Genomic DNA, 20,704 nt, shown 5'->3' on the forward strand with positions numbered 1-20,704 from the left:
ATTTTCTTCTATCAACTATTTTTAATGATGGTCTCTTCAAAAGAGCAGAGACCATGTTTAATCTAATCTACTTTTAAATAATCTCATTAATATTTTTTTGCCAAAGCACTTCTTGTCCACCTTCAGCACGTTGTAAAGCGCGAGATGCGACAAACAACCAGTCAGACAGACGGTTTAAAAGTTGGAGTGCCGTGGTTTGAATATTCTGGTCGCGTGTTTGTACTGACAGCAGTGATCGTTCTGCACGGCGGCAGACAGCACGTGCCTGATGGGCATAACTGCAAGTTAAAGAGCCAGACGGTAGAATAAACTCTTTAAGCATGGGTAAGTCTTCATTCATACGGTCAATTTCTTTTTCAAGAAATTCAATACAAACAGGCTGAAGTAAATTGTAGTTTGGAATACAAACCTCGCCGCCTAAGTCAAAAAGCCAGTGTTGAACTAAGCTCAAACTCTTATCCCAATTTGCTTTGTCTATTACTTGACTTGCAGTGATTTGAGCTCGAAGAACGCCAATAATGGCATTTAGTTCATCGACATCACCAAGCGCTGCAACCCTTAAATCATCTTTGGCAACACGAGAGCCATCGCCTAAACCTGTTGTACCTGAGTCGCCTGTGCGTGTATAGATTTTGCTTAAACGGTGTCCCATGATGGATATCCTGAACATAAAAAAGGGGATAATGTCGGTCAGAACATTACCCCGAAACTGGAGTTAAGAAAATATTTTTATAATTAAAGTGAGATGTTAATAACGGAAAGTTACGCCTGCTGATGCGAGACGGCCGCCATTTACGTAATAGATACCTTTGTCATAGGAAGCAGTTTTATATTTCACATCACCCATATTCTGGATATTGGTAAAGAGTTTAACGTTTGGTGTAGCATTCCAGTAACCATTGAAGTCAACAGTGGTATATCCCGGAGTATCTTGATTATAGTCTTTTGCTTTAGATTTCGCAGAAAGTGAAACACTCAGTCCATAATGTTCGTTTTGTAAACCCGTACTTAAAGTAAAGCTTTGACGAGGACGTCGTGATAAATCTTGATCAGTTTCATCATTGATGGCTTTAACGTAGTTATAAGATGATTTAATAAATAAGTCATCTCTGTTCCAGTTTGCATAGACTTCGCCACCGCGCATAGATGCCTTATCAATGTTGATGTTTTGATAAATAGGGAATGTATTTATCCAATCGCCATTACACACAGCTATACAGCGTGATTCAATTAAGTTGTCGATTTTGGTGTAATACGCTGAAAGTCCAGTTGAAATGTTATAGTTTAACTTCTGATCTATACCGACTTCATAAGAAATACTTTCTTCTGGCTTCAGGTTTGGATTACCCCCAGAGCCATACATGTCATTAAGGGTTGGTGCTTTGAAAGCTGAACCAATGTTGGCATAAATACTCGTCAGTGGTAAAACTTGATAACGGATAGCACCTTGTGCAACTGTATGTGTACCATATTTTTGGTTATCTTCTACACGAACACCAATTTGAGTGTTTAAACCATTATTTTGATATTGGTGCTGTACAAAATAGCCTGTGCTATTAACGTCTTCATCGTAAGGTGAGCCATAAGAGAGTACGTCCCCATCAATATTCTGATGAGTTACGCCTGCCAATACATTTTGAGATGAGGTGAATTGCCATTTGCCATAAAGCTCAGCCTCTTTTGTTGTACTATGTACAAAATCACTTGAACCATTTTGATCAAGTTCATCTTTAAATTGAGATAATCTTGCATTTAGAGAAATATCAGAATTGAGATTTACACGACCACGAATATTAAGTAATTCATTTTTGAAATCTTGAGAAGTTAATGAACCATCATAACGAAAAGTATCGTATTGGCTTGTTCCTTCATTTTGTGTGTAGTCAACAGATGCCCCGAAATCTTCTTTTTCTACCCCAACTTTAGTACTAAAGCCTTTTTGATCATAAGAGGCTTTTTTAATGTCATTACCTTTTAGATCAGTGATGCGTGAACCGTCAGACTCTAAACGTTGACCGCGAACTTGCGCATAAAAACCGTTTTCAGCAAGGTCGGCACCTACAATGGATTTATAAGTTTTATTTTCGCCAATTTCTCCAGTTACAAATGCAGAAGTTTTTTCTGGAGTCTTTGAAATAATTTGTACAACACCACCAATCGCATCAGTACCATAAAGAACAGATGCTGGTCCTTTCAATACTTCAATTTGTTTAATATCAGTGGTATCAATAAATGCAAGATTTGCTGCACCAGTTGAGGCAGTGTTCAGACGAGCGCCATCACGTAAAATCAAAGCATGTTCAGAATTAGTACCACGAATAAAAATTGAAGATGTTTGCCCTAAACCACCACTTTGAACCATATTAATAGCTGCATCATTCATTAATAAGTGTGGTAATTCAGCAATTGGCGACTGTTCTACAACTTTAGGTTCAACAATAGAAATACGCGCTGGAACTTCACTCGCTTTTTCAGCACTTTTTGAAGCAGTCACTACAATTGGATCAAGCTGAGTTGCGTTGGTTGTATCTTCAGCAAAAATAACAGGTGAAAACCCCATCGCAATAGCGATAGCCCCTACCAGACGAGTAGGTTGAAAAGTCTTAGACATAACATGCTCCATACATTCACCCCACGTGAATGATCGGGTAGATAGATGAAACAAGTAGGTCTCCGGACTTCAGCGCCATATTTAATTTATGGACATATTCACCTTCCCACATCATTGCAGTGGTGTAAGTCGAGAACGACTTAAAAAATATGCTTTACATTGTTACCGTTGCGGGGGCAGTGCCGGACTTTCACCAGCTTCCCTAAAGCATGAATTGCTTACACTTGCTTCCAATTTTACGCAGTATAAAGTGGCGATTTATTTCATACAATGTCATTTGGAGCAATTCCCAGAGAACTTTTACGCAAGGGACAAAAATTGCATTACAATGGCGCTTATTTTAAGAAATGGTTGTAGTTTAGGCAGATCATGAGCCCATCAAACCAAAAACGTACACGAGCGAAAATCTGTGGAATTACTCGCCCTCAAGATGTTCAGTCAGTAGTTGCGGCTGGAGCTGATGCAATTGGTTTTGTATTTTTTCCACCAAGTCCAAGACATGTCACACTCGAGCAGGCACAAGAACTAGTTAAATTTATTCCTCCTTATGTACAACTTGTTGGTTTGTTTGTGAATGCAAGTGCTACTGAGATTCAGTCAGTACTTGATTGTGTTCCCCTAGATGTATTACAACTACATGGCGACGAAACTCCAGAACAATGTCAGGAGATAGCTCGCCATTGTAAGCGTCGCTGGTATAAAGCGATTCAGGTTAAGCCTGATCTGGATGTTATTGCTGAAATTCAAAAATATCAGGCGGCTGGAGCCAGTGCTGTCTTGCTCGATGCGTGGCATCCTGAGCTTAAAGGGGGCACAGGACATCAGTTTGACTGGTCTAAATTTCCAAAACTTGATATTCCATTAATCTTGGCAGGTGGTTTAACCCCTGATAATGTCATTGACGCTATTCATACTACCGGTGCTTTTGCAGTAGATGTGAGCGGAGGCGTAGAGTCCGCAAAAGGTATAAAAGACCAACAACTCATTGAACGATTTATGCAAGGAGTCCAACGTGGATCAGCAAAACAATGTGATTGACTATACACAGTACCCAGATGCTGCAGGGCATTTCGGTATCCATGGCGGACGTTTTGTGTCAGAAACTCTAATGGCGGCATTAGAAGATTTAGAAAATCTATATTCCCGCATGAAAAATGATGAACAGTTTCTGGCAGAATTCGACCGCGATCTTGCCTACTATGTAGGTCGTCCTAGTCCACTTTATTATGCTGAGCGATGGTCAAAAGAGTTAGGTGGTGCACAAATTTACCTTAAACGTGAAGACTTGAACCATACAGGCTCACATAAGGTAAACAACACGATTGGTCAGGCGCTATTGGCAAAGCTTTCTGGTAAAAAACGTATTATTGCCGAAACTGGTGCAGGGCAGCACGGTGTGGCAACAGCAACGATTGCAGCGCGTTTGGGCCTTGAATGTGTTGTTTATATGGGTGCTGAAGACGTTAAGCGTCAAGCGATGAACGTTTATCGTATGCGTTTGTTGGGTGCAACAGTTGTGCCTGTGCAAAGTGGTTCAAAAACACTTAAAGATGCCATGAACGAAGCGATGCGTGACTGGGTAACCAATGTTGATAGTACTTACTATGTGATTGGTACGGTGGCAGGTCCCCATCCATATCCCCAACTTGTACGTGATTTTCAGTCAATTATTGGTCGTGAAGCACGTAAACAGATTTTGGAACAAGCTGGTCGCTTACCAGATGCATTGGTTGCTTGTGTGGGCGGTGGTTCAAATGCAATGGGCTTGTTTTACCCATTCTTAAACGATGCCAATGTGAAAATGTACGGTGTTGAAGCTGCTGGTTTTGGTATTGAAACTGGTAAACACTCTGCGCCGTTAAATGCAGGCCATGTTGGTGTGTTACACGGTAATCGTACTTACTTGATGAGTGATGAACAAGGTCAGATTATCGAGACACACAGTATCTCTGCTGGGTTAGATTATCCGGGTGTTGGTCCTGAACATAGCTTCTTAAAAGATATGAAGCGCGTAGAATACGTGCCGATTAATGATACAGAAGCTTTGCAAGGTTTCCGTGATTTAACCAAAATTGAAGGGATTATTCCTGCTCTTGAAAGCTCACATGCCATGGCGTATGTCTCTAAGCTTGCACCGACCATGTCTAAAGATCAGATTATTATTGCGACTGTTTCAGGCCGTGGCGATAAAGATTTAATGACTGTTGCACGCATTGATGGCGTAGAAATGGTTGAGATGTAAGCGGGAATAAAAATGCCAAGTCTGTTTATGGTAATGTTGGGTGGGCGTCATGCACGCGCAAATACAGAAGTTCATGATGTTGTCATGACTGTAGGAGATACTTTGGAAGAAGTTTATCCTCAACTTAAACAGGCTTGGTTTGGTGAGGCTCAAGGATTACATATTGATGCTTGGGCTAAGCTTTCAGGAGTAAAATCCCAAGAGCAAAATTATCAAATCCATTTTACTGATGCAGCACCAAAACCAGATGACTTAAAGTTATATTTAATTAATCTGGGCGGATATAATGCTCATGAGTTCGGTGAGCTCCATCGGTATGAGTTTGTTGTTGCACCCAATGCTGTTATTGCAAAACAATTGGGTAAACAATTTATAGATCAACAGTGGCAAAAAGCGCATACAGATCGAGTCATTGATATTGATGACTGCTTAGCGATAGATTGTGTAGCAGGGCGCTATATTCATTTAATAAAAGGCGATTTTGCTGCAACAATTTGGGAAAATACGTATTTGACCGTGGTATAGGTCATTTGAAATCTAATATTCATATGGAAGTGAGTAAATGGATTTAATTCAAGAAAATGGACAGCCTCGTTATGGGCGTTTTGAATCTGTACCGTCAACCATTCACGTACAACATTATATTTATAAAACCCCTTATGGTAAGGTCTTAAAAGGCTGGCGTAAGCAATTAAAGTATAAGAAATTTAAATTCTGTGGCATTCAACATAAACATTATAGTATTGGTCTGGCCATTGCGGATATTGGCTGGGTAGGACACGGTTTTTTCTATATTTATGATCATGAAACCCAGCAGGTAATTGAATGGAATGCGATTCAGCCTTTAGGGCATAAAACCTATCTTGATGAACAGCCGTTGTTTAATCAAAGCTATTTTTCTAAATCGCCTTATCAATTTGATATTCAGCATGCGAATGGTGTGCGGTACATTCGAGTCACTAAATATGGTGAGATTCAACTCAGTGCTCGGATTTTTTGTGCTGGCACCGATATATTAAGTTTATGTACACCGACAGGAATTAATGGTTGGACCTATACTCAAAAGCAGACCACGCTGGGTGTAGAAGGGATGTTTATTAATAAACAAAACCAAGTTGTACAATTTGATGAAAAGACTTTTGCATCTTTAGATGATACCTGTGGGTTTTTGCGACCTGAAACAGCTTGGTTTTGGCTTTCATGTAATTTCTGGGATGAGCAAGGCAGACGTATTGGCCTAAATTTAGCTTCTGGCGTTAATGAAAGTTTTGGTAATGAAAACTGCTTATGGATTAACGGAGTTTTATTTCCACTTACTGACGTTTTATTTGAAAAAGTAAATGATGAACTTTGGCAAATTAGTTCTCTAGATCAAAAGCTTAATCTACGAATCCATATAGGTTGGTGTAGATACGAAAATATTAACTTACGAATGATTGGAAGCCAGTTCAATCAGTGGCAAGCTAAAATTAGTGGCACGATTGAGCATGAGGCAACCGATATAATCAATTGCAATGAGCAATATGGTTTATTAGAACAACATTACGCAAAATGGTAACAAGCAGGTTATAAACCTGCTTGCCAGAATGCTTCGCCAGCTGCAATAGGGTCATTTGTCTTTTCGAGTGTTTCAATCCAAACAGGATATTGACGAATTACCGGATGCTGACTTGGGTGAAAGTCTTTTTTAAACCAGTCCAGATATTGGCTTTTCATGGCTGTTAATGTGCCATTTTTACCGAAAAACCAAGGTAAACCCTTAAGGCTCATCAAGAGTCTTTCTTTAGAACTAAAACCATCACATTTCAACATGACATTGGTGCGATAAAGCGTAAAACCAAACATTAATACTGTTGTAGCCACTAATACAAAGCGACGTGTTGACTCAGGCACTTCACCTACCTGCTTCATTACGTCAAATGCAACATCACGATGCTCCATCTCTTCAATGGCATGCCACGCAAACAGTGCTCGAACATACGGATGCGCATTTTCCAATGTTTTTTTGTTGCTATAAAACGTCTCTGCCATTAAGGCTGTTAAATGTTCGGCAGCAGCAGTCATGGCAATGTTGTATTGAGGTGAGCGTTTTGTCAGTTCAAAATGGAAAATCCTTTTCAGCGTGGTTGTGAACTGGTCAACGGGCATGCCTTGCTCTTTCATGATCTGATTCATTTTGTCATGAGCAATACCGTGTTGAGCTTCTTGTTTAATAAAGTCCACAACTCGTCTTTGTAGTTCTGGATCATCAATTTTGTCACGGAACATACGAACACATTCAATAAAATAACGCTCTCCATCTGGAAAGGTTAAGCTGAGTGCATCGAACATACGAGTCAAAAAAGGATCATTATTAAACCAAAAGCGAGGTGCTTCGTTTAAATGAAAATCTAGATCTTTACGAACCACTGGATCGACTTGATAAGAAACATGTGCGTTCATATTTTTATTTCTCGCATCTAACTTGTTCACTAGTATGTCGCGACTGGTCGGCTTTGTTTTGACAGTTATTGCCAATTTTTATACAGTTTACGACAAGATGGCAATAAAAAAAGGATGCGCCATGCAGGAATTTACGATTTCAAATGGTTATTTTTACCTTTGGAATACTTACTTAAAAGAAAAGGGGATGGACTGGCAGGCATTAAATCTAACAGATGTTCAAGTTCGCCAAGTTCAAAACATTTTATCTGCATCTATCGATGCTCAATCACCTTTAACTTTTTTTCTTGAGCTTTTAGAGCTGACCGAATCTCGACTACAAGTTTCCAATTTAGCTTTGGAAATGGCAACTTGTATTACACCTGCCAATTTTGGTGTATTGGGATATATGGCATCCCGAAGTGGTAGCTTTGCAGAGGTTCTTGAATATATCATGAAGTTTCACCGTCTGGTGATTGACGGCGAGCAAGTCGTGCCTATGCAAATCGAGCAAGATGCTTCTAAAATTCGTTTGTATTGGCCGTTGGTTGATGACAGTAATATCATACTTTGTGAATTGACCTTGGCAGCTATGGTACAACTTGCTAAACAAATAGCCCCACTGCATGATTTTCTCTTACAACAAGTTGAGTTTGTGCACAGCGCACGTGGCCCGTTAGTGCACTATCAGCGTTTCTTTCAATGCAAATTATCATTTGGAAAACCTTACTATGCATTAACTTTTGCAAGTGAAGGACTAAGTATTCGCCCTCAACATGCAGACCCGACCTTAATGCAACTTTTGGTGAAACAGGCAGAAGAGGCGTTAGCTCAGCGTAAAATACAAACAGATTTAGCTCAGCAAATACATTGGATCGTGCATGAATATTTTAAGCAAAGACAGCAGGCGCCTAAAATAGAAGATATTGCCATCGAGTTGAATATTTCAGTACGAAGCTTACAGCGCCAGCTACAGTCATTAAACACTTCATTTAAATTAATTTTAGATGCAGAGCGCATGAGACGTTGTGAGATATTACTCAACCAAAATGCAAGCCTCACTTTAATTGCTGAACAGTTGGGATATTCGGACCAGTCAGCACTTGCACGGGCCCATAAAAATTTGACAGGACAAACCTTGCTAACAAGGAAAAGACAATTACAGTTAACCAATAAAAATGCAGTGAAATAATCTTTTTTTGGCAATTCTCTATTCAGATGACGATCTAATAATGGCTCGAAAATAGGAAGCTTTGATCATTGAGAAAAGTTTCAAAATATTGATAAATGTACGCCATGGGTTGTATGAATCATACAATCGAATATCGCCATAACGTTAGACCTGTTCAATGGACAAAAAATAGCGTTAAAATGCGATGTTCTTGTATTTCTACAAACAACTCCTCAATTTTAAATAATTCAAGGAAAGCACAACCCTATGTCACGTCTTGCCACCCGTTTTGAAAAGCTTAAGTCCCAACAACGTAAAGCGCTTGTATCTTATGTTATGGCGGGTGATCCACAACCGCAAGTAACAGTTCCGTTACTGCATAAAATGGTTGCGGCAGGAGTAGATGTCATTGAGCTTGGTTTACCATTTTCAGATCCAATGGCTGATGGTCCGGTAATTGCGCTTGCAGCTGAACGTGCGCTTGCAGCAGGGACTAACACATTAGATGCTCTTAATATGGTAAAGGAGTTCCGTGAACAGGATCAGGATACACCTGTTGTTTTAATGGGTTATTTGAATCCGGTTGAAGTGATCGGTTACGAGAAGTTTATTTCTCATGCGAAACAGTGTGGTGTAGATGGCTTATTGCTGGTGGATTTACCGCCAGAAGAGTCAAAAGAGTTTGGTGCTGTGTTGAAGCAACATGACATGGATCAAATCTTCTTGCTCGCGCCAACTTCTACAGACCAACGCATTCAACATGTGGCAAATCAGGCAAGTGGATTTATCTACTATGTTTCACTCAAGGGTGTAACAGGAGCAGCAACACTAGATACGGCAGAAGCTGCTGCACGTATTCAGAAAATCAAAAATGCCACTGATATTCCAGTTGGTGTTGGTTTTGGTATTAGTGATGCCGCTTCAGCAAAAGCAATGGGTAGCGTTGCTGATGCTGTGATTGTAGGTAGTGCTTTCGTTAAAAATTTTGCAACGTTGGCAGCGGATGACGCTGTTGAACAGACGGTGAATAAAGTCAAGGAGCTTCGAGCAGCGCTCGATGAGTTAGTATGAATCAAGAAGTGAAATCAGGGAAAGTTCTTAGCCCTTCGACACCATGGACAAAACGTCCGGTTCCAGGTATTGAAGTCGCAAATGAGCAACAAATTCTCAAAGCAACATTTACTGAGCCAACGATTGAATGCCCTGAATGTCATGCTCTAGTGACACGTACAGCAATCTCTTTCAATGCGTATGTTTGTCCGCAGTGTGATGAACACTTACGAATGAAAGCTCGTGATCGTTTGAATTGGTTCTTCGATAATGTAGTGACTGAATTGGGTCAAGAATTTAGCGCGAAAGATCCATTAAAGTTTGTCGACACTAAACCATATCCAGACCGTATGCGTGAAGCGCAAAGCAAAACTGGTGAAACAGAAGCTTTAATTGCAATGCAAGGCAATTTAAATGGCGTGGATATGATTGCATGTGCTTTTGAGTTCGACTTTATGGGCGGCTCTATGGGTACTGTAGTGGGTGACCGTTTTGTTCAAGCTGCTGAACTTGCTATTACAAAACGTCAACCATTGATCTGTTTCGCAGCTTCTGGTGGCGCACGTATGCAAGAAGGCATGTTGTCACTTATGCAAATGGCACGTACTTCAGCGGCGATCCAAAAATTAAAAGATGCAGGTTTACCTTATATTGTGGTGTTAACACATCCGGTGTATGGCGGTGTAACAGCTTCTTTAGCAATGTTAGGTGATATTCATATTGCTGAACCAAAAGCGATGATTGGCTTTGCAGGTAAACGTGTAATTGAACAAACTGTACGTGAAACATTGGAAGAGCCATTCCAACGTGCTGAATATTTGCTTGATCATGGCGTAATCGATCAGATTGTTCATCGTCATGCTTTACGTGATACTGTATCTCGACTTGTATCGAAATTGATGAACTTACCTTGAATCAACAAGCTCCACTTTCAATAGACTCTTTAGATACATGGCTCAATTATTGGAGCCATGTTCACGTTACAGGGATAGATCTTGGTCTGGAACGTGTAATTCCTGTGGCAGAAAAGCTGGGCGTAACTCAGCCTACTGCTAAAGTTTTTACAGTAGCCGGAACGAATGGTAAAGGCTCAACTACAACTACACTAGCTGCTATATTAAATGAGCAGGGTTATAAAGTTGGGTTATATCAGTCACCCCATATCTATCGCTTTAATGAACGAGTCAAATTAGGTGGAGTTGAAGTCGATGATCAAAGTCTGATTGATGCTTTTGTTCAAGTCGATCAGGCTCGTCGCGATTGTGATTTAAGCTTATCTTTTTTTGAAGCAACCACTTTGGCTGCTTTTGTCATTTTTAAACAACAACAATGCGATGTATGGGTGCTCGAAGTCGGTTTGGGCGGGCGTTTAGATGTTGTTAATGTAATTGATCCCAACGTTGCGATTATTACTAATATTGGCCTAGATCATACCGATTGGTTAGGCGATACCATTGAAAAAATTGCTTTTGAAAAAGCAGGTATTATTCGTCCACAAATTCCGGTTGTCTTTGCTGGCGAACAACTTCTACCTCAAGCAATTCAAGATAAAGTAGAAAGCACACAAGCAATTTTATATACCGTTAATCGTGATTATTTTTATAAACTCGCCGATGATGAGCAAAACTGGTACTTTGCTTCAGAAGGAATCACTTTAAAGCTTCCTTTAGGCCATTTAGCCATCGAAAATATTGCGGGGGCGGTTGCAGCCATTTTAAATAGCGGACTTGAAATTTCTCAGTCTGCTTTAGAAAAAGGTATTCAAGCTGCACGCTTAGCAGGGCGTTTTGAACAGCGTCAAGTGGAAGGGAAAACGGTAATTTTTGATGCCGGACACAATCCACATGGTGTTGAATTTTTGTTAAAGCAATTGCGAAATTTCTTAGAATACAATAAACAGTACACAGAAGTTGTCGCAGTATTTTCAATGCTGGCAGATAAAGATATAAAATCAGTAGTCGAATTATTGAAACCTACTGTTTTACATTGGAAAATTGCTGAGTTGAATGTGCCGCGTGCTGCATCGATTCAGCAACTCAATGATGCCTTGCAAGGTCAGACAGTACAACAATATGGCAATATCAAAGAGGCATTTAAATCAGCGCTTGAGCAAACAAATAACAATCAGCTGATTTTGGCCTGTGGTTCGTTTCATACTTTAGAAGCGATTTGGGAGTATTTGGAAGAATGTCAATGAATAACAAACAACGCTGGATGGGTGGTGTTGTTTTACTGGGTGGTGGTGTTTTATTGGCAGCATTACTTCTAAAAGGAAATGAAGAAATAAAGCAGGTTGAAGTTCAACCATCCACATCACCAAAAACTCAAACTAAGCCAAAGCAAGCAACCGAAGGACAAATGGTACAATTACAACCTCTAGCGGTTGATGTTGCAACAGAAAAGCGGTTGCTGGAAGAACAACGCCGTTCGCGTGAAAAGGCTGTTGCAGAACAGGAAGCACGTGCAGCTGAGTTTTTAGCAATGCAGCAGCAAGCTGAAGCAGATGCTGCTCGTAAAGCGGCTGCCGAATATGCTGCGATTAATGCACGTCGTACCGCTGCTCAAGAAAGTTCAGACAATATTCCACCGGAAGTTGTCGGCAGCGATGGTAAAGTAAAAAGTCCACAAACTGATGTGAATAAAAAATCTGTAGATAGTGCAAAAGCAGAAGCAGATAAAAAAGCGGCTGATGCCAAGCGACAAGTAGAAGCTGACAAGAAAGCAGCTGAAGCAAAACGCCAAGCAGAAGCTGATAAGAAAGCATCAGATGCTAAACGCCAAGCAGAAGCTGATAAGAAAGCAGCTGAAGCAAAACGTCAGGCAGAAGCAGATAAGAAAGCAACTGAAGCAAAACGTCAGGCAGAAGCTGACAAGAAAGCAGCTGAAGCGAAACACAAAGCAGAAGCAGATAAGAAAGCATCAGATGCTAAACGCAAAGCTGAAGCTGATAAAAAAGCTGATGCTGAAAAAGCGCGTGAACTACTTGAAAATGGTGATAAAAAGTGGATGGTGCAAGTTGCATTGGCTGCTAACCAAGCAAATGCAGATTCAGTTGTTTCTAAATTACGAGCTAAAGGCTACAAGGTAACTACGAGCCAAACCAGTAAGGGAATCCGTATTATGGTTGGACCAGCGAAAGACCGTGATACAGCAGATGCAGCCCGTAAGAAAATTACTTCTGATTCAAGTTTAAATATGAAATCGGCTTGGGTAATTGACTGGGTGCCGCTTGATCAGCGATAACGGCTGATCATCCCCTAAATCAAATCAGGAACACTTCAAAAGCTTTATTCTTGTGAGGAGTGTTCCATTCAATAGGGGATCTTGAAGATGAATACAACGATCAAAATATTAGAACGATTTGTTTTTGCACAAGATTCAGTGATTAGCGCGCTGTCTGGGGTTGCTTGTGTGGGGGATGATGTTTATTTTGTTGGTGATAATCTCCCTTATTTATTAAGAATCAATCGAACCCAGAACATGGCCGATGCAACGGTCTTTGAAAAAATTCCGTTATTTGATCCCTCAGAGCAAATACAGCTAAGTGCATTAAGCAAAGAACAGAAGCCTGATTTTGAAGCTTTAACCTCCATAAGTTGGAACGGACAATCACAGCTTTTGGTGATGGGCTCGGGTTCTACAGAAAATCGAAAACGAGCATTACTCTATAACCCTGCTAATGATCAGGTCAGAGCTTTCTTGGATGCGGTTGATTATGATTTTTTGCAGCATCAGGTTGAATTAACAGGCGGGGCTGATCTCAATATAGAAGCCATATGTTCAGACCATCGTTATCTCTATATCTTTCAACGTGGTAACATAAATCTCCATCATGGGGTTTTAGTCTTTGATTTAATCAAAATTCAAGCAGGAAAATCCTTAGAAAATGCACTTATACATTCGCTCAAACTGAGCTTAGCTGAGCTTGATGGTTCAGCAAGTGGAATTTCAGATGCTTGTTTTTTAGCGTATAAAAATTTGATTGTTGCTACAGCTACGGTCGAACAAACACTCAATACCTATGATGACGGTGCTGTCTTGGGAAGTTTTATTTTGGTGTTTTCGCCTGAGGGTAAAGCTTTAGCGGCTCATTTGATTCAAGATGCGAAAGGACAGACGCTGCCAATTAAGGTTGAAGGGATTACTTGGTTTGAGTCGAGATCCGATGGTGAAGTATTTTTATTAGTGACAGACAGTGATGGTGGTGATTCTGAAATTTTGAAGGTATTACTTAGCAACGCCGCTTTGGGAAAATCATAAAATTAAATCATATTTTTGATGGTCATCTATCTTTAAATGTATGTTTTTCGATGTAATTGATAAGAATGAAAACAATAAATAAGTTGGTGATTGAGCCAACTTATTTGCCTAATAATCGCGTTTGTATACAAAAGAAATCCAGTCTTTAGCTGCTGGAATTCGACAGTTGCTGTTGAGTCCATTTTACATTTTCAGGTGTAAATAGGCGGTCAATGTTTTTCCAGATAATATGGTAGCCATAACCACCTTGTTTCATTTCTTTGACCGCATCATCAATTGCCCAATTCTCAAAAATAATTCGATACATGGCAACACTGGCTCCTGTACGGTCTGAACCATGGTAGCAGTGTAATAAAACACGTTGATTATTCTGTTTGGCAATCTTAATTTGTTGCATGACTTCTAATAGATCTTGTCGATCAATTGCCCATGTGTTGATAGGAATATGTACAAGATTAAAATTTTCATTTTTAAAAACTAAATCATCTGCTGCTTTGGCTCTTAGGTTAATAATAGTTCCAATTTGATGGCGTTTTATCTCGGGAACCATCGTTGCATCGGGTTGTTCACTGCGAAAAACATCACCACTAATTTGATAAAAGTTATGACTCTGAGAGACTAAAGTACCCCAATCTTGTGGTCTATGTTCATGGGCAATACTTTCATGTTGCATACATCCCTGTAAATTTATACAGATGGCAAGTGTGATGAGTGATAATTTTTTCATGTTTGATACCGGTTAAGCTCATAAGGATCATGAGCACAAATTATTTCAATCGTTGGCTCATGTTGAGCTAAATGCTGCAAGCGTTTGAGATTAACAAGACGTTTCTCATTATCTTCTGCAAATGTTTTTTCCAGCAAACTAAGTGATCTTAATTTATTTTTAGGGTTTAACTCTAGGTGTGAGTAGTACGCATCTCCACAAAATAATAACCATTGATTTTGTTGCTTTATGGCAATGCCACAATGACCAGCTGAGTGACCCAATAAAGGCACCATTAAAATTTCATCTTGAAAAAGAGGAAAGCTCTTTACTTTTTCGAGATTAAACCATGCTTCACCTTGCTGATATTCAACGAAGTTCCAGTAACGATGGTCTTTATATTGATTGGTTCTATAGCGAAGTTTGCCTTTAAAATTTGGAAGTTGGGCCGCGTTATATTCTGCTGCTAAAACATGAACTGTGGCATGGGGAAAATCTGAAATTCCACCTGCATGATCAAAATCAAGATGAGTGACAAAAATATGTTGTACATCCTTAGGATTAAACCCGAGCTTTTGGATTTGCTGAATGGCACTAAACTCAAGGTTAGTCTCAATTTTGCCTAAACGTTGTACTAATGAACCTAGTCGCTGCTTCATATGTAGGTAATCTTGCAGCCCGAAGCCTGTATCAATAAGCACTAGACCTTGATCGGTTTCAACCAACAGGCAATGGCAGACAACTTCAGCCCGGAAGCCTTTTTGTCCAAAGAGTGGGGCACAAACTGGGCACATGCTGCCGCACTTTAAATGATGAATTTTATAGATCATGATTTTTATTTTTTATACCGAATCGCTTCGAGTTATAACTGATCTGGGCAGTAAAAACCATGTGTATTCAATACATAAATAAAAAAGCCATCACTTGGGATGACTTTTTAGGGTGTGATATTTACTTAAGACTTTCTAAAAATTTGGTACTTGTTTTCGATGCTCTGTTATCAATTTTTCAACTGGTTGCGTACGTGTCGCTGAAAGTTTTTATTCGAAAACTTTCGAATGTTTGCCTACGCGCTTCGTTTGTCTTCTAGCGAACTTTTCAAATGCTTGCCTACGCACTTCGTTTGTCTTGCAAGCAATAAAAACTTTAGTCGGTTTTATTACTTTCAGGCTGTGGTGTTAAGCGTAAATAAGGTTTAACCGCTGTATAGCCTTTAGGGAAGCGCTGTTTAATTTCTTCTTCATCTTTAAGTGATGGCACAATAACGACATCTTCGCCTTGTTGCCAGTTCGCTGGCGTCGCTACTTTATGCTTGTCAGTTAATTGTAATGAGTCAACTACACGTAAGACTTCATTAAAATTTCGGCCTGTTGAAGCAGGGTAGGTAATGATTAAGCGAACTTTTTTATTCGGATCAATAATCACTAATGAACGTACTGTCAGTGTTTCACTGGCATTTGGATGAATGAAACCATATAGCTCAGAGACTTTGCGGTCTTTATCTGCAATGATTGGAAAATTTACAGTCGTGTTTTGTGTTTCATTAATATCGTTGATCCAGCCCTTATGAGACTCTACATCATCTACTGACAAAGCAATCGCTTTAACATTACGCTTCGTAAATTCATCTTTTAATTTTGCTGTGTAACCTAACTCTGTTGTACATACGGGCGTATAGTCGGCTGGATGTGAAAATAAAATTCCCCAACTATCCCCTAGAAAATCATAAAAATTAATTGTGCCTTCACTCGATTCTTGTTGAAAATCGGGGGCTGTATCTCCTAATCGTAGTGTCATGATCGTTCCTCAATTGGTCATAATTTGTTATTCGATCCAATGAATATGCAGCATTATCTTTATGATTAAAATTATTGTTTTTGTATTTTATTATGAGTTTTTTATATAAGTGTAAATATATATGACTAAAACTCACTATTTTATGTGCTTAATCAATGTAACTTTAAGGTAAATTTGCTAAATTAGATTTCTCGGAAGTTATGCTTAATAGATGAGCGTTAATGTTACGTTTTTAGGGGCAGAGCGCATTACGGGGGACTAGGTGAATGATAAAACCATTCGTCTAACTATCAGATTTTTTTTAGGGGTTTTGTGCAAAACCCTTGTACTTCAAATTTCTGGCACCATAATAAACGACTGAGAAAAAGTTTATTCATTTGACCAAGCAAGATTTAGAGAGTTTATCCATGTTGGCAAGTCTGATCGGAGGTATCTTCGGTACAAAAAATGAGCGCGAACTCAAACGCATGCGCAAAATTGTTGAGCAAATCAATGCGCTCGAGCCGACGATATCAGCTTTAAGCGATGCAGACTTATCTGCAAAAACTCCAGAATTCAAACAACGTTATAATAATGGCGAAAGTTTAGATAAATTACTTCCAGAAGCGTTTGCAGTGTGTCGTGAAGCTGCCAAACGTGTAATGGGCATGCGTCACTATGACGTTCAGCTTATTGGTGGTATTACCTTGCATGAAGGTAAGATTGCCGAAATGCGTACCGGTGAAGGTAAAACCCTGATGGGTACTTTGGCGTGTTATTTAAACGCATTAAGTGGCGAAGGCGTTCATGTCATTACTGTGAACGATTATTTGGCACAGCGTGATGCTGAGTTGAACCGCCCATTATTTGAATTTTTGGGTTTATCTATTGGTACGATCTATTCAATGCAAGGTCCGTCTGAAAAAGCGGAAGCTTATCTTGCTGATATTACTTATGGTACCAATAACGAATTCGGTTTTGACTACTTACGTGACAACATGGTGTTTTCTTTAGCAGAAAAGAAACAACGTGGCTTGCACTATGCCATTATCGATGAAGTTGACTCAATCTTGATTGATGAAGCACGTACACCATTAATTATTTCTGGTCAAAGTGAAGACTCTTCGCATCTTTACGCTGCAATCAACACGATTCCCCCTAGATTACGTCCGCAAAAAGAAGAAAAAGTCGCAGATGGCGGGCATTTCTGGATTGATGAAAAACAGCGTTCAGTTGAAATGACCGAAATTGGTTATGAAACTGTTGAGCAAGAACTTATTCAAATGGGCTTGTTGGCTGAAGGTGAAAGCTTATATTCAGCAACGAATCTAAGCCTTGTTCACCATGTGTCTGCCGCTATTCGTGCACATTTCTTATTCCAACGCGATGTTCACTATATTATTCATGATGGTGAAGTCGTGATTGTTGACGAACATACTGGCCGTACAATGCCGGGCCGTCGTTGGTCAGAAGGTTTGCATCAAGCAGTTGAAGCGAAAGAAGGTTTGGAAATTCAGCCTGAAAATCAGACTTTAGCGACCACAACATTCCAGAACTATTTCCGTCTATATAAAAAGCTTTCAGGTATGACTGGTACTGCTGATACTGAAGCTGCGGAAATGAAAGAAATTTATGGCCTTGATGTTGTGATTATTCCAACTCACCGCCCAATGGTACGTAATGACCAAAACGATTTAATTTATTTAAACCGTAATGGTAAATATGACGCGATTATTCAGGAAATTACGAATATTCGTGAGCAAGGTGTGGCACCGATTCTTATTGGTACAGCGACCATTGAAGCTAGTGAAATTTTATCTTCTAAGTTAATGCAAGCTGGTATTCATCACGAAGTGTTGAATGCAAAACAACATGAGCGTGAAGCTGACATTATTGCTCAAGCGGGTAGCCCGAATGCAGTAACGATTGCAACAAACATGGCGGGTCGTGGTACAGACATTATCTTGGGTGGTAACTGGAAAGCGAAACTTGCCAAACTTGAGAACCCTACTGCTGAAGATGAAGCACATCTGAAAGCACAATGGGAACAAGACCATGAAGATGTATTACAATCAGGTGGTTTGCACATCATTGGTTCTGAACGCCATGAATCACGTCGTATTGATAACCAGTTACGTGGTCGTGCGGGCCGTCAGGGTGACCCTGGTGTTTCTCGTTTCTATTTGTCTCTTGAAGATGACCTTATGCGTATTTTCGCAGGTGACCGCGTAGTCGGAATGATGCGCGCGATGGGTTTACAAGAAAATGAAGCGATTGAACACAAAATGGTGAGTCGTTCAATTGAGAACGCTCAGCGTAAAGTTGAAGCTCGTAACTTTGATATTCGTAAAAACTTATTGAAATACGATGATGTGAATAATGAACAACGTAAGATCATTTATTCACAACGTGATGAAGTGTTAGCTGAAAATACCTTAAAAGAATACGTCGAAGAAATGCATCATGAAGTGATGAAAGGCGTGATTGCTAACTTTATTCCACCAGAGTCAATCCATGACCAGTGGGATGTTGAAGGTTTAGAGAATGCTTTACGTATTGATTTGGGCATTGAGCTACCAATTCAGGAATGGTTAGATCAAGATCGCCGTCTAGATGAAGAAGGTTTAGTTGAGCGAATCAGTGATGAAGTGATTGAACGTTATCGTCAACGCCGTGCTCAAATGGGTGATGAATCAGCAGCAATGCTTGAACGTCACTTCGTTTTAAACTCTCTTGATCGTCATTGGAAAGATCACTTAGCTGCAATGGATTACTTGCGTCAAGGTATTCACTTACGTGGCTATGCGCAAAAGAATCCTGAGCAGGAATACAAGAAAGAAGCTTTCAACCTGTTTGTAAATATGCTCGGTATTATTAAAACTGATGTTGTGACTGATTTGTCTCGTGTACATATCCCTACACCAGAAGAACTTGCAGAAATGGAAGCTCAACAGCAGCAGCAAGCTGAATCGATGAAGCTTTCTTTTGAGCATGACGATGTAGATGGTTTAACAGGTGAAGTTACACTTTCTCAAGAAACCATGAACGAGTCTGCCGATCAGCAAGCTTTCCCTGTTCCAGAAAGCCGTAATGCACCATGCCCATGTGGTTCTGGATTAAAATATAAGCAGTGTCACGGTAAGATCTAATCTGCCTTCACAAAAAAAGCAGAACAATTGTTCTGCTTTTTTTATGTTTGTAGTAAGCCTGTGAATAATGTTTGCAGTTTTAAGCATTAAATGCTATTTACTTCTCATCCAGAGTGTATGTTGGAAAGACAATGAAAAAAGTATTACAACCTTTATTTTTAACTGTTCTTGCTGTGCCTAGTTTTGTTTTCGCAGCAGAAGCAGCTTCAGCCCCTCAAACGACAACGGTTGATAAAGTACTTGCAGCAAAAGGGCCAACTTCGGCTCAAGCTGTAGTGAAGCAAGAAAATACAACAGTGATTAGCCCGCGTACAGGTATTCGCTATACGTTGGGTAACACAGGTAATCGTCCAATTATTTTACAAACCACTGCGATTGCTCCGGCAAACTCGGCAAACATTAATCGTATTGTGGCAACTAATCCTGCTTTATCTGTGAAGAGCCAAGAAAAAGCAAAAGTGGCTTTAATTGGTGAAGCAGCTGTAGCAGGACCAGCGGCAGTTGCAGCAAGCAATGTAGCAGCTCCTGCTGTATCAAATAGCATTGCAGCTGCAAATCCTACAACTATTAATTAAGTTGTATTTATAAAAAACCAGCTCAATATGAGCTGGTTTTTTGTGCATTCTATTTAAATTATTTATAATCGAAATCGTAAATTTACTTTTATACGTCTGCGTCAACAATTCAAAATTATTTAGCATAAAATAACAAGGTTGGAATTATAACTAGTGATAAGTTTTCTATATAATTTATCTATGGCTCTAGTAACTTTTCTCAAGTCTATTTATTATCGCATGATTCATGCTAATTCTATATAATTGAGTTATTACAAGAGGTTATTCATAATGAAATTTAAATTAAAATCTATCATATATACTTTTCCCTTAGTTCTATTAACATCATTAAGTCATGCAGGGGCTTATCAAGATAAGTTAAATCAGTGTTTTGAAAGTTCTGTGACAGAACAAGAGCGAAAAGATTTGACGCAATGGATATTTTTTGCAATGGCTTCAAACTCTGAATTGTCAGGCTTTACTCGTATTTCTTCTGATGAGTTAATTCTTGCAGATAAAAAGATTGCTAAAATTTATGAAAGAATTTTGACACAAAATTGTAATATGGCTGTTAAAGATGTAGTTAAAAATGAAGGTACGAATGCTCTGGAAAAATCATTTGAATATTTAGGTCAGCTTGCCATGCGTGGTATGCTTGTTGACAAGAACGTAAATCAACGAATTGGAAAATTTGCTCAGTATTTAGATGAGAGCAAATTTAAAAAAGCATTTGAATAATTTAATTTGAATATTATTTAAAACAT

The 20,704-nt window shown here is 39.5% G+C and carries 19 protein-coding genes and 1 riboswitch; of the genes, 13 read left to right on the forward strand and 6 right to left on the reverse strand.

The genetic code is table 11. The features are described 5' to 3' along the window. Nucleotides 1–73 precede the first annotated feature (73 nt). Both BMW38_RS12770 and BMW38_RS12775 read right to left on the reverse strand, forming a co-directional pair. Nucleotides 74–652, reverse strand: a complete 579-nt coding sequence (locus tag BMW38_RS12770; RefSeq protein WP_092708651.1) for a cob(I)yrinic acid a,c-diamide adenosyltransferase — start codon at nt 650–652, stop codon at nt 74–76. 96 nt (nt 653–748) lie between these two features. After that, nucleotides 749–2,611: a TonB-dependent receptor plug domain-containing protein gene (locus BMW38_RS12775; protein ID WP_170834068.1), complete on the reverse strand. Its 1,863-nt coding sequence runs from the start codon at nt 2,609–2,611 to the stop codon at nt 749–751. A gap of 35 nt (nt 2,612–2,646) precedes the next feature. Beyond that, nucleotides 2,647–2,854, reverse strand: a riboswitch (cobalamin riboswitch). Between the two features lie 126 nt (nt 2,855–2,980). Here BMW38_RS12775 and BMW38_RS12780 point away from each other — a divergent pair. Genes BMW38_RS12780 through BMW38_RS12795 form a run of 4 tightly spaced genes read left to right on the forward strand, consistent with a single transcriptional unit; the run spans nt 2,981 to nt 6,411 of the window. Then, nucleotides 2,981–3,649, forward strand: coding sequence for a phosphoribosylanthranilate isomerase (locus BMW38_RS12780; protein WP_092708657.1), 669 nt, complete (start codon nt 2,981–2,983; stop codon nt 3,647–3,649). Further along, entirely contained in the window at nt 3,624–4,853 is a 1,230-nt protein-coding gene (trpB, locus tag BMW38_RS12785; protein ID WP_003655197.1) for a tryptophan synthase subunit beta, read from the forward strand. Before BMW38_RS12780 ends, trpB begins: the two co-directional genes overlap by 26 nt. A gap of 12 nt (nt 4,854–4,865) precedes the next feature. Further along, a complete protein-coding gene (locus BMW38_RS12790; RefSeq protein ID WP_092708660.1) occupies nt 4,866–5,378 on the forward strand; it encodes a DUF1543 domain-containing protein in 513 nt (170 codons plus the stop codon). A 37-nt stretch (nt 5,379–5,415) separates the two neighbouring features. Continuing rightward, nucleotides 5,416–6,411 carry a DUF2804 domain-containing protein gene (locus BMW38_RS12795; protein ID WP_092708663.1) on the forward strand — a complete coding sequence of 332 codons (996 nt, stop codon included), beginning with the start codon at nt 5,416–5,418 and terminating at the stop codon, nt 6,409–6,411. Nucleotides 6,412–6,419: 8 nt separating this feature from the next. On the opposite strand, the gene BMW38_RS12800 is transcribed toward BMW38_RS12795, so the two are convergent. Further along, the gene (locus BMW38_RS12800) at nt 6,420–7,295 is read right to left on the reverse strand and encodes a metal-dependent hydrolase (protein WP_092708666.1); all 876 of its coding nucleotides are present in this window, start codon (nt 7,293–7,295) and stop codon (nt 6,420–6,422) included. Between the two features lie 121 nt (nt 7,296–7,416). Here BMW38_RS12800 and BMW38_RS12805 point away from each other — a divergent pair, with 121 nt between their 5' ends. From BMW38_RS12805 to BMW38_RS12830, 6 genes are all read left to right on the forward strand, one after another. Beyond that, complete coding sequence (locus BMW38_RS12805; RefSeq protein ID WP_004638919.1) at nt 7,417–8,466, forward strand: AraC family transcriptional regulator; 1,050 nt, start codon at nt 7,417–7,419, stop codon at nt 8,464–8,466. A gap of 246 nt (nt 8,467–8,712) precedes the next feature. Further along, entirely contained in the window at nt 8,713–9,516 is an 804-nt protein-coding gene (trpA, locus tag BMW38_RS12810; RefSeq protein ID WP_017392444.1) for a tryptophan synthase subunit alpha, read from the forward strand. Beyond that, entirely contained in the window at nt 9,513–10,409 is an 897-nt protein-coding gene (gene accD / locus BMW38_RS12815; protein WP_092708669.1) for an acetyl-CoA carboxylase, carboxyltransferase subunit beta, read from the forward strand. The genes trpA and accD overlap by 4 nt, the downstream gene beginning before the upstream one ends. Beyond that, entirely contained in the window at nt 10,406–11,692 is a 1,287-nt protein-coding gene (gene folC, locus BMW38_RS12820) for a bifunctional tetrahydrofolate synthase/dihydrofolate synthase (RefSeq protein WP_092708672.1), read from the forward strand. Before accD ends, folC begins: the two co-directional genes overlap by 4 nt. Beyond that, a complete protein-coding gene (locus BMW38_RS12825; protein WP_092708675.1) occupies nt 11,683–12,738 on the forward strand; it encodes an SPOR domain-containing protein in 1,056 nt (351 codons plus the stop codon). Before folC ends, BMW38_RS12825 begins: the two co-directional genes overlap by 10 nt. 87 nt (nt 12,739–12,825) lie before the next feature. Then, the gene (locus tag BMW38_RS12830) at nt 12,826–13,755 is read left to right on the forward strand and encodes a DUF6929 family protein (protein WP_092708678.1); all 930 of its coding nucleotides are present in this window, start codon (nt 12,826–12,828) and stop codon (nt 13,753–13,755) included. Between the two features lie 145 nt (nt 13,756–13,900). Here the strand turns inward: BMW38_RS12830 and BMW38_RS12835 are convergent, their stop codons facing one another. The 3 genes from BMW38_RS12835 to BMW38_RS12845 form a co-directional block, all read right to left on the reverse strand. Beyond that, nucleotides 13,901–14,482, reverse strand: coding sequence for a dual specificity protein phosphatase family protein (locus BMW38_RS12835; RefSeq protein ID WP_199990782.1), 582 nt, complete (start codon nt 14,480–14,482; stop codon nt 13,901–13,903). Next, nucleotides 14,479–15,291: an MBL fold metallo-hydrolase gene (locus BMW38_RS12840; protein ID WP_213031159.1), complete on the reverse strand. Its 813-nt coding sequence runs from the start codon at nt 15,289–15,291 to the stop codon at nt 14,479–14,481. Before BMW38_RS12840 ends, BMW38_RS12835 begins: the two co-directional genes overlap by 4 nt. Before the next feature lie 316 nt (nt 15,292–15,607). Further along, nucleotides 15,608–16,258, reverse strand: coding sequence for a peroxiredoxin (locus BMW38_RS12845; protein ID WP_005050084.1), 651 nt, complete (start codon nt 16,256–16,258; stop codon nt 15,608–15,610). 407 nt (nt 16,259–16,665) lie between these two features. Here BMW38_RS12845 and secA point away from each other — a divergent pair, with 407 nt between their 5' ends. From secA to BMW38_RS12860, 3 genes are all read left to right on the forward strand, one after another. Next, nucleotides 16,666–19,386: a preprotein translocase subunit SecA gene (gene secA / locus BMW38_RS12850; RefSeq protein WP_092708684.1), complete on the forward strand. Its 2,721-nt coding sequence runs from the start codon at nt 16,666–16,668 to the stop codon at nt 19,384–19,386. A gap of 131 nt (nt 19,387–19,517) precedes the next feature. Then, nucleotides 19,518–19,961 carry a hypothetical protein gene (locus BMW38_RS12855; protein ID WP_092708687.1) on the forward strand — a complete coding sequence of 148 codons (444 nt, stop codon included), beginning with the start codon at nt 19,518–19,520 and terminating at the stop codon, nt 19,959–19,961. A gap of 270 nt (nt 19,962–20,231) precedes the next feature. Next, on the forward strand, nt 20,232–20,678 hold the full coding sequence (locus BMW38_RS12860) for a hypothetical protein (protein ID WP_092708690.1): 447 nt from the start codon (nt 20,232–20,234) through the stop codon (nt 20,676–20,678). Nucleotides 20,679–20,704: the final 26 nt, after the last annotated feature.

The sequence above is a fragment of the Acinetobacter sp. yr461 genome, from assembly GCF_900110445.1.
Classification (GTDB): Bacteria; Pseudomonadota; Gammaproteobacteria; order Pseudomonadales; family Moraxellaceae; genus Acinetobacter; species Acinetobacter calcoaceticus.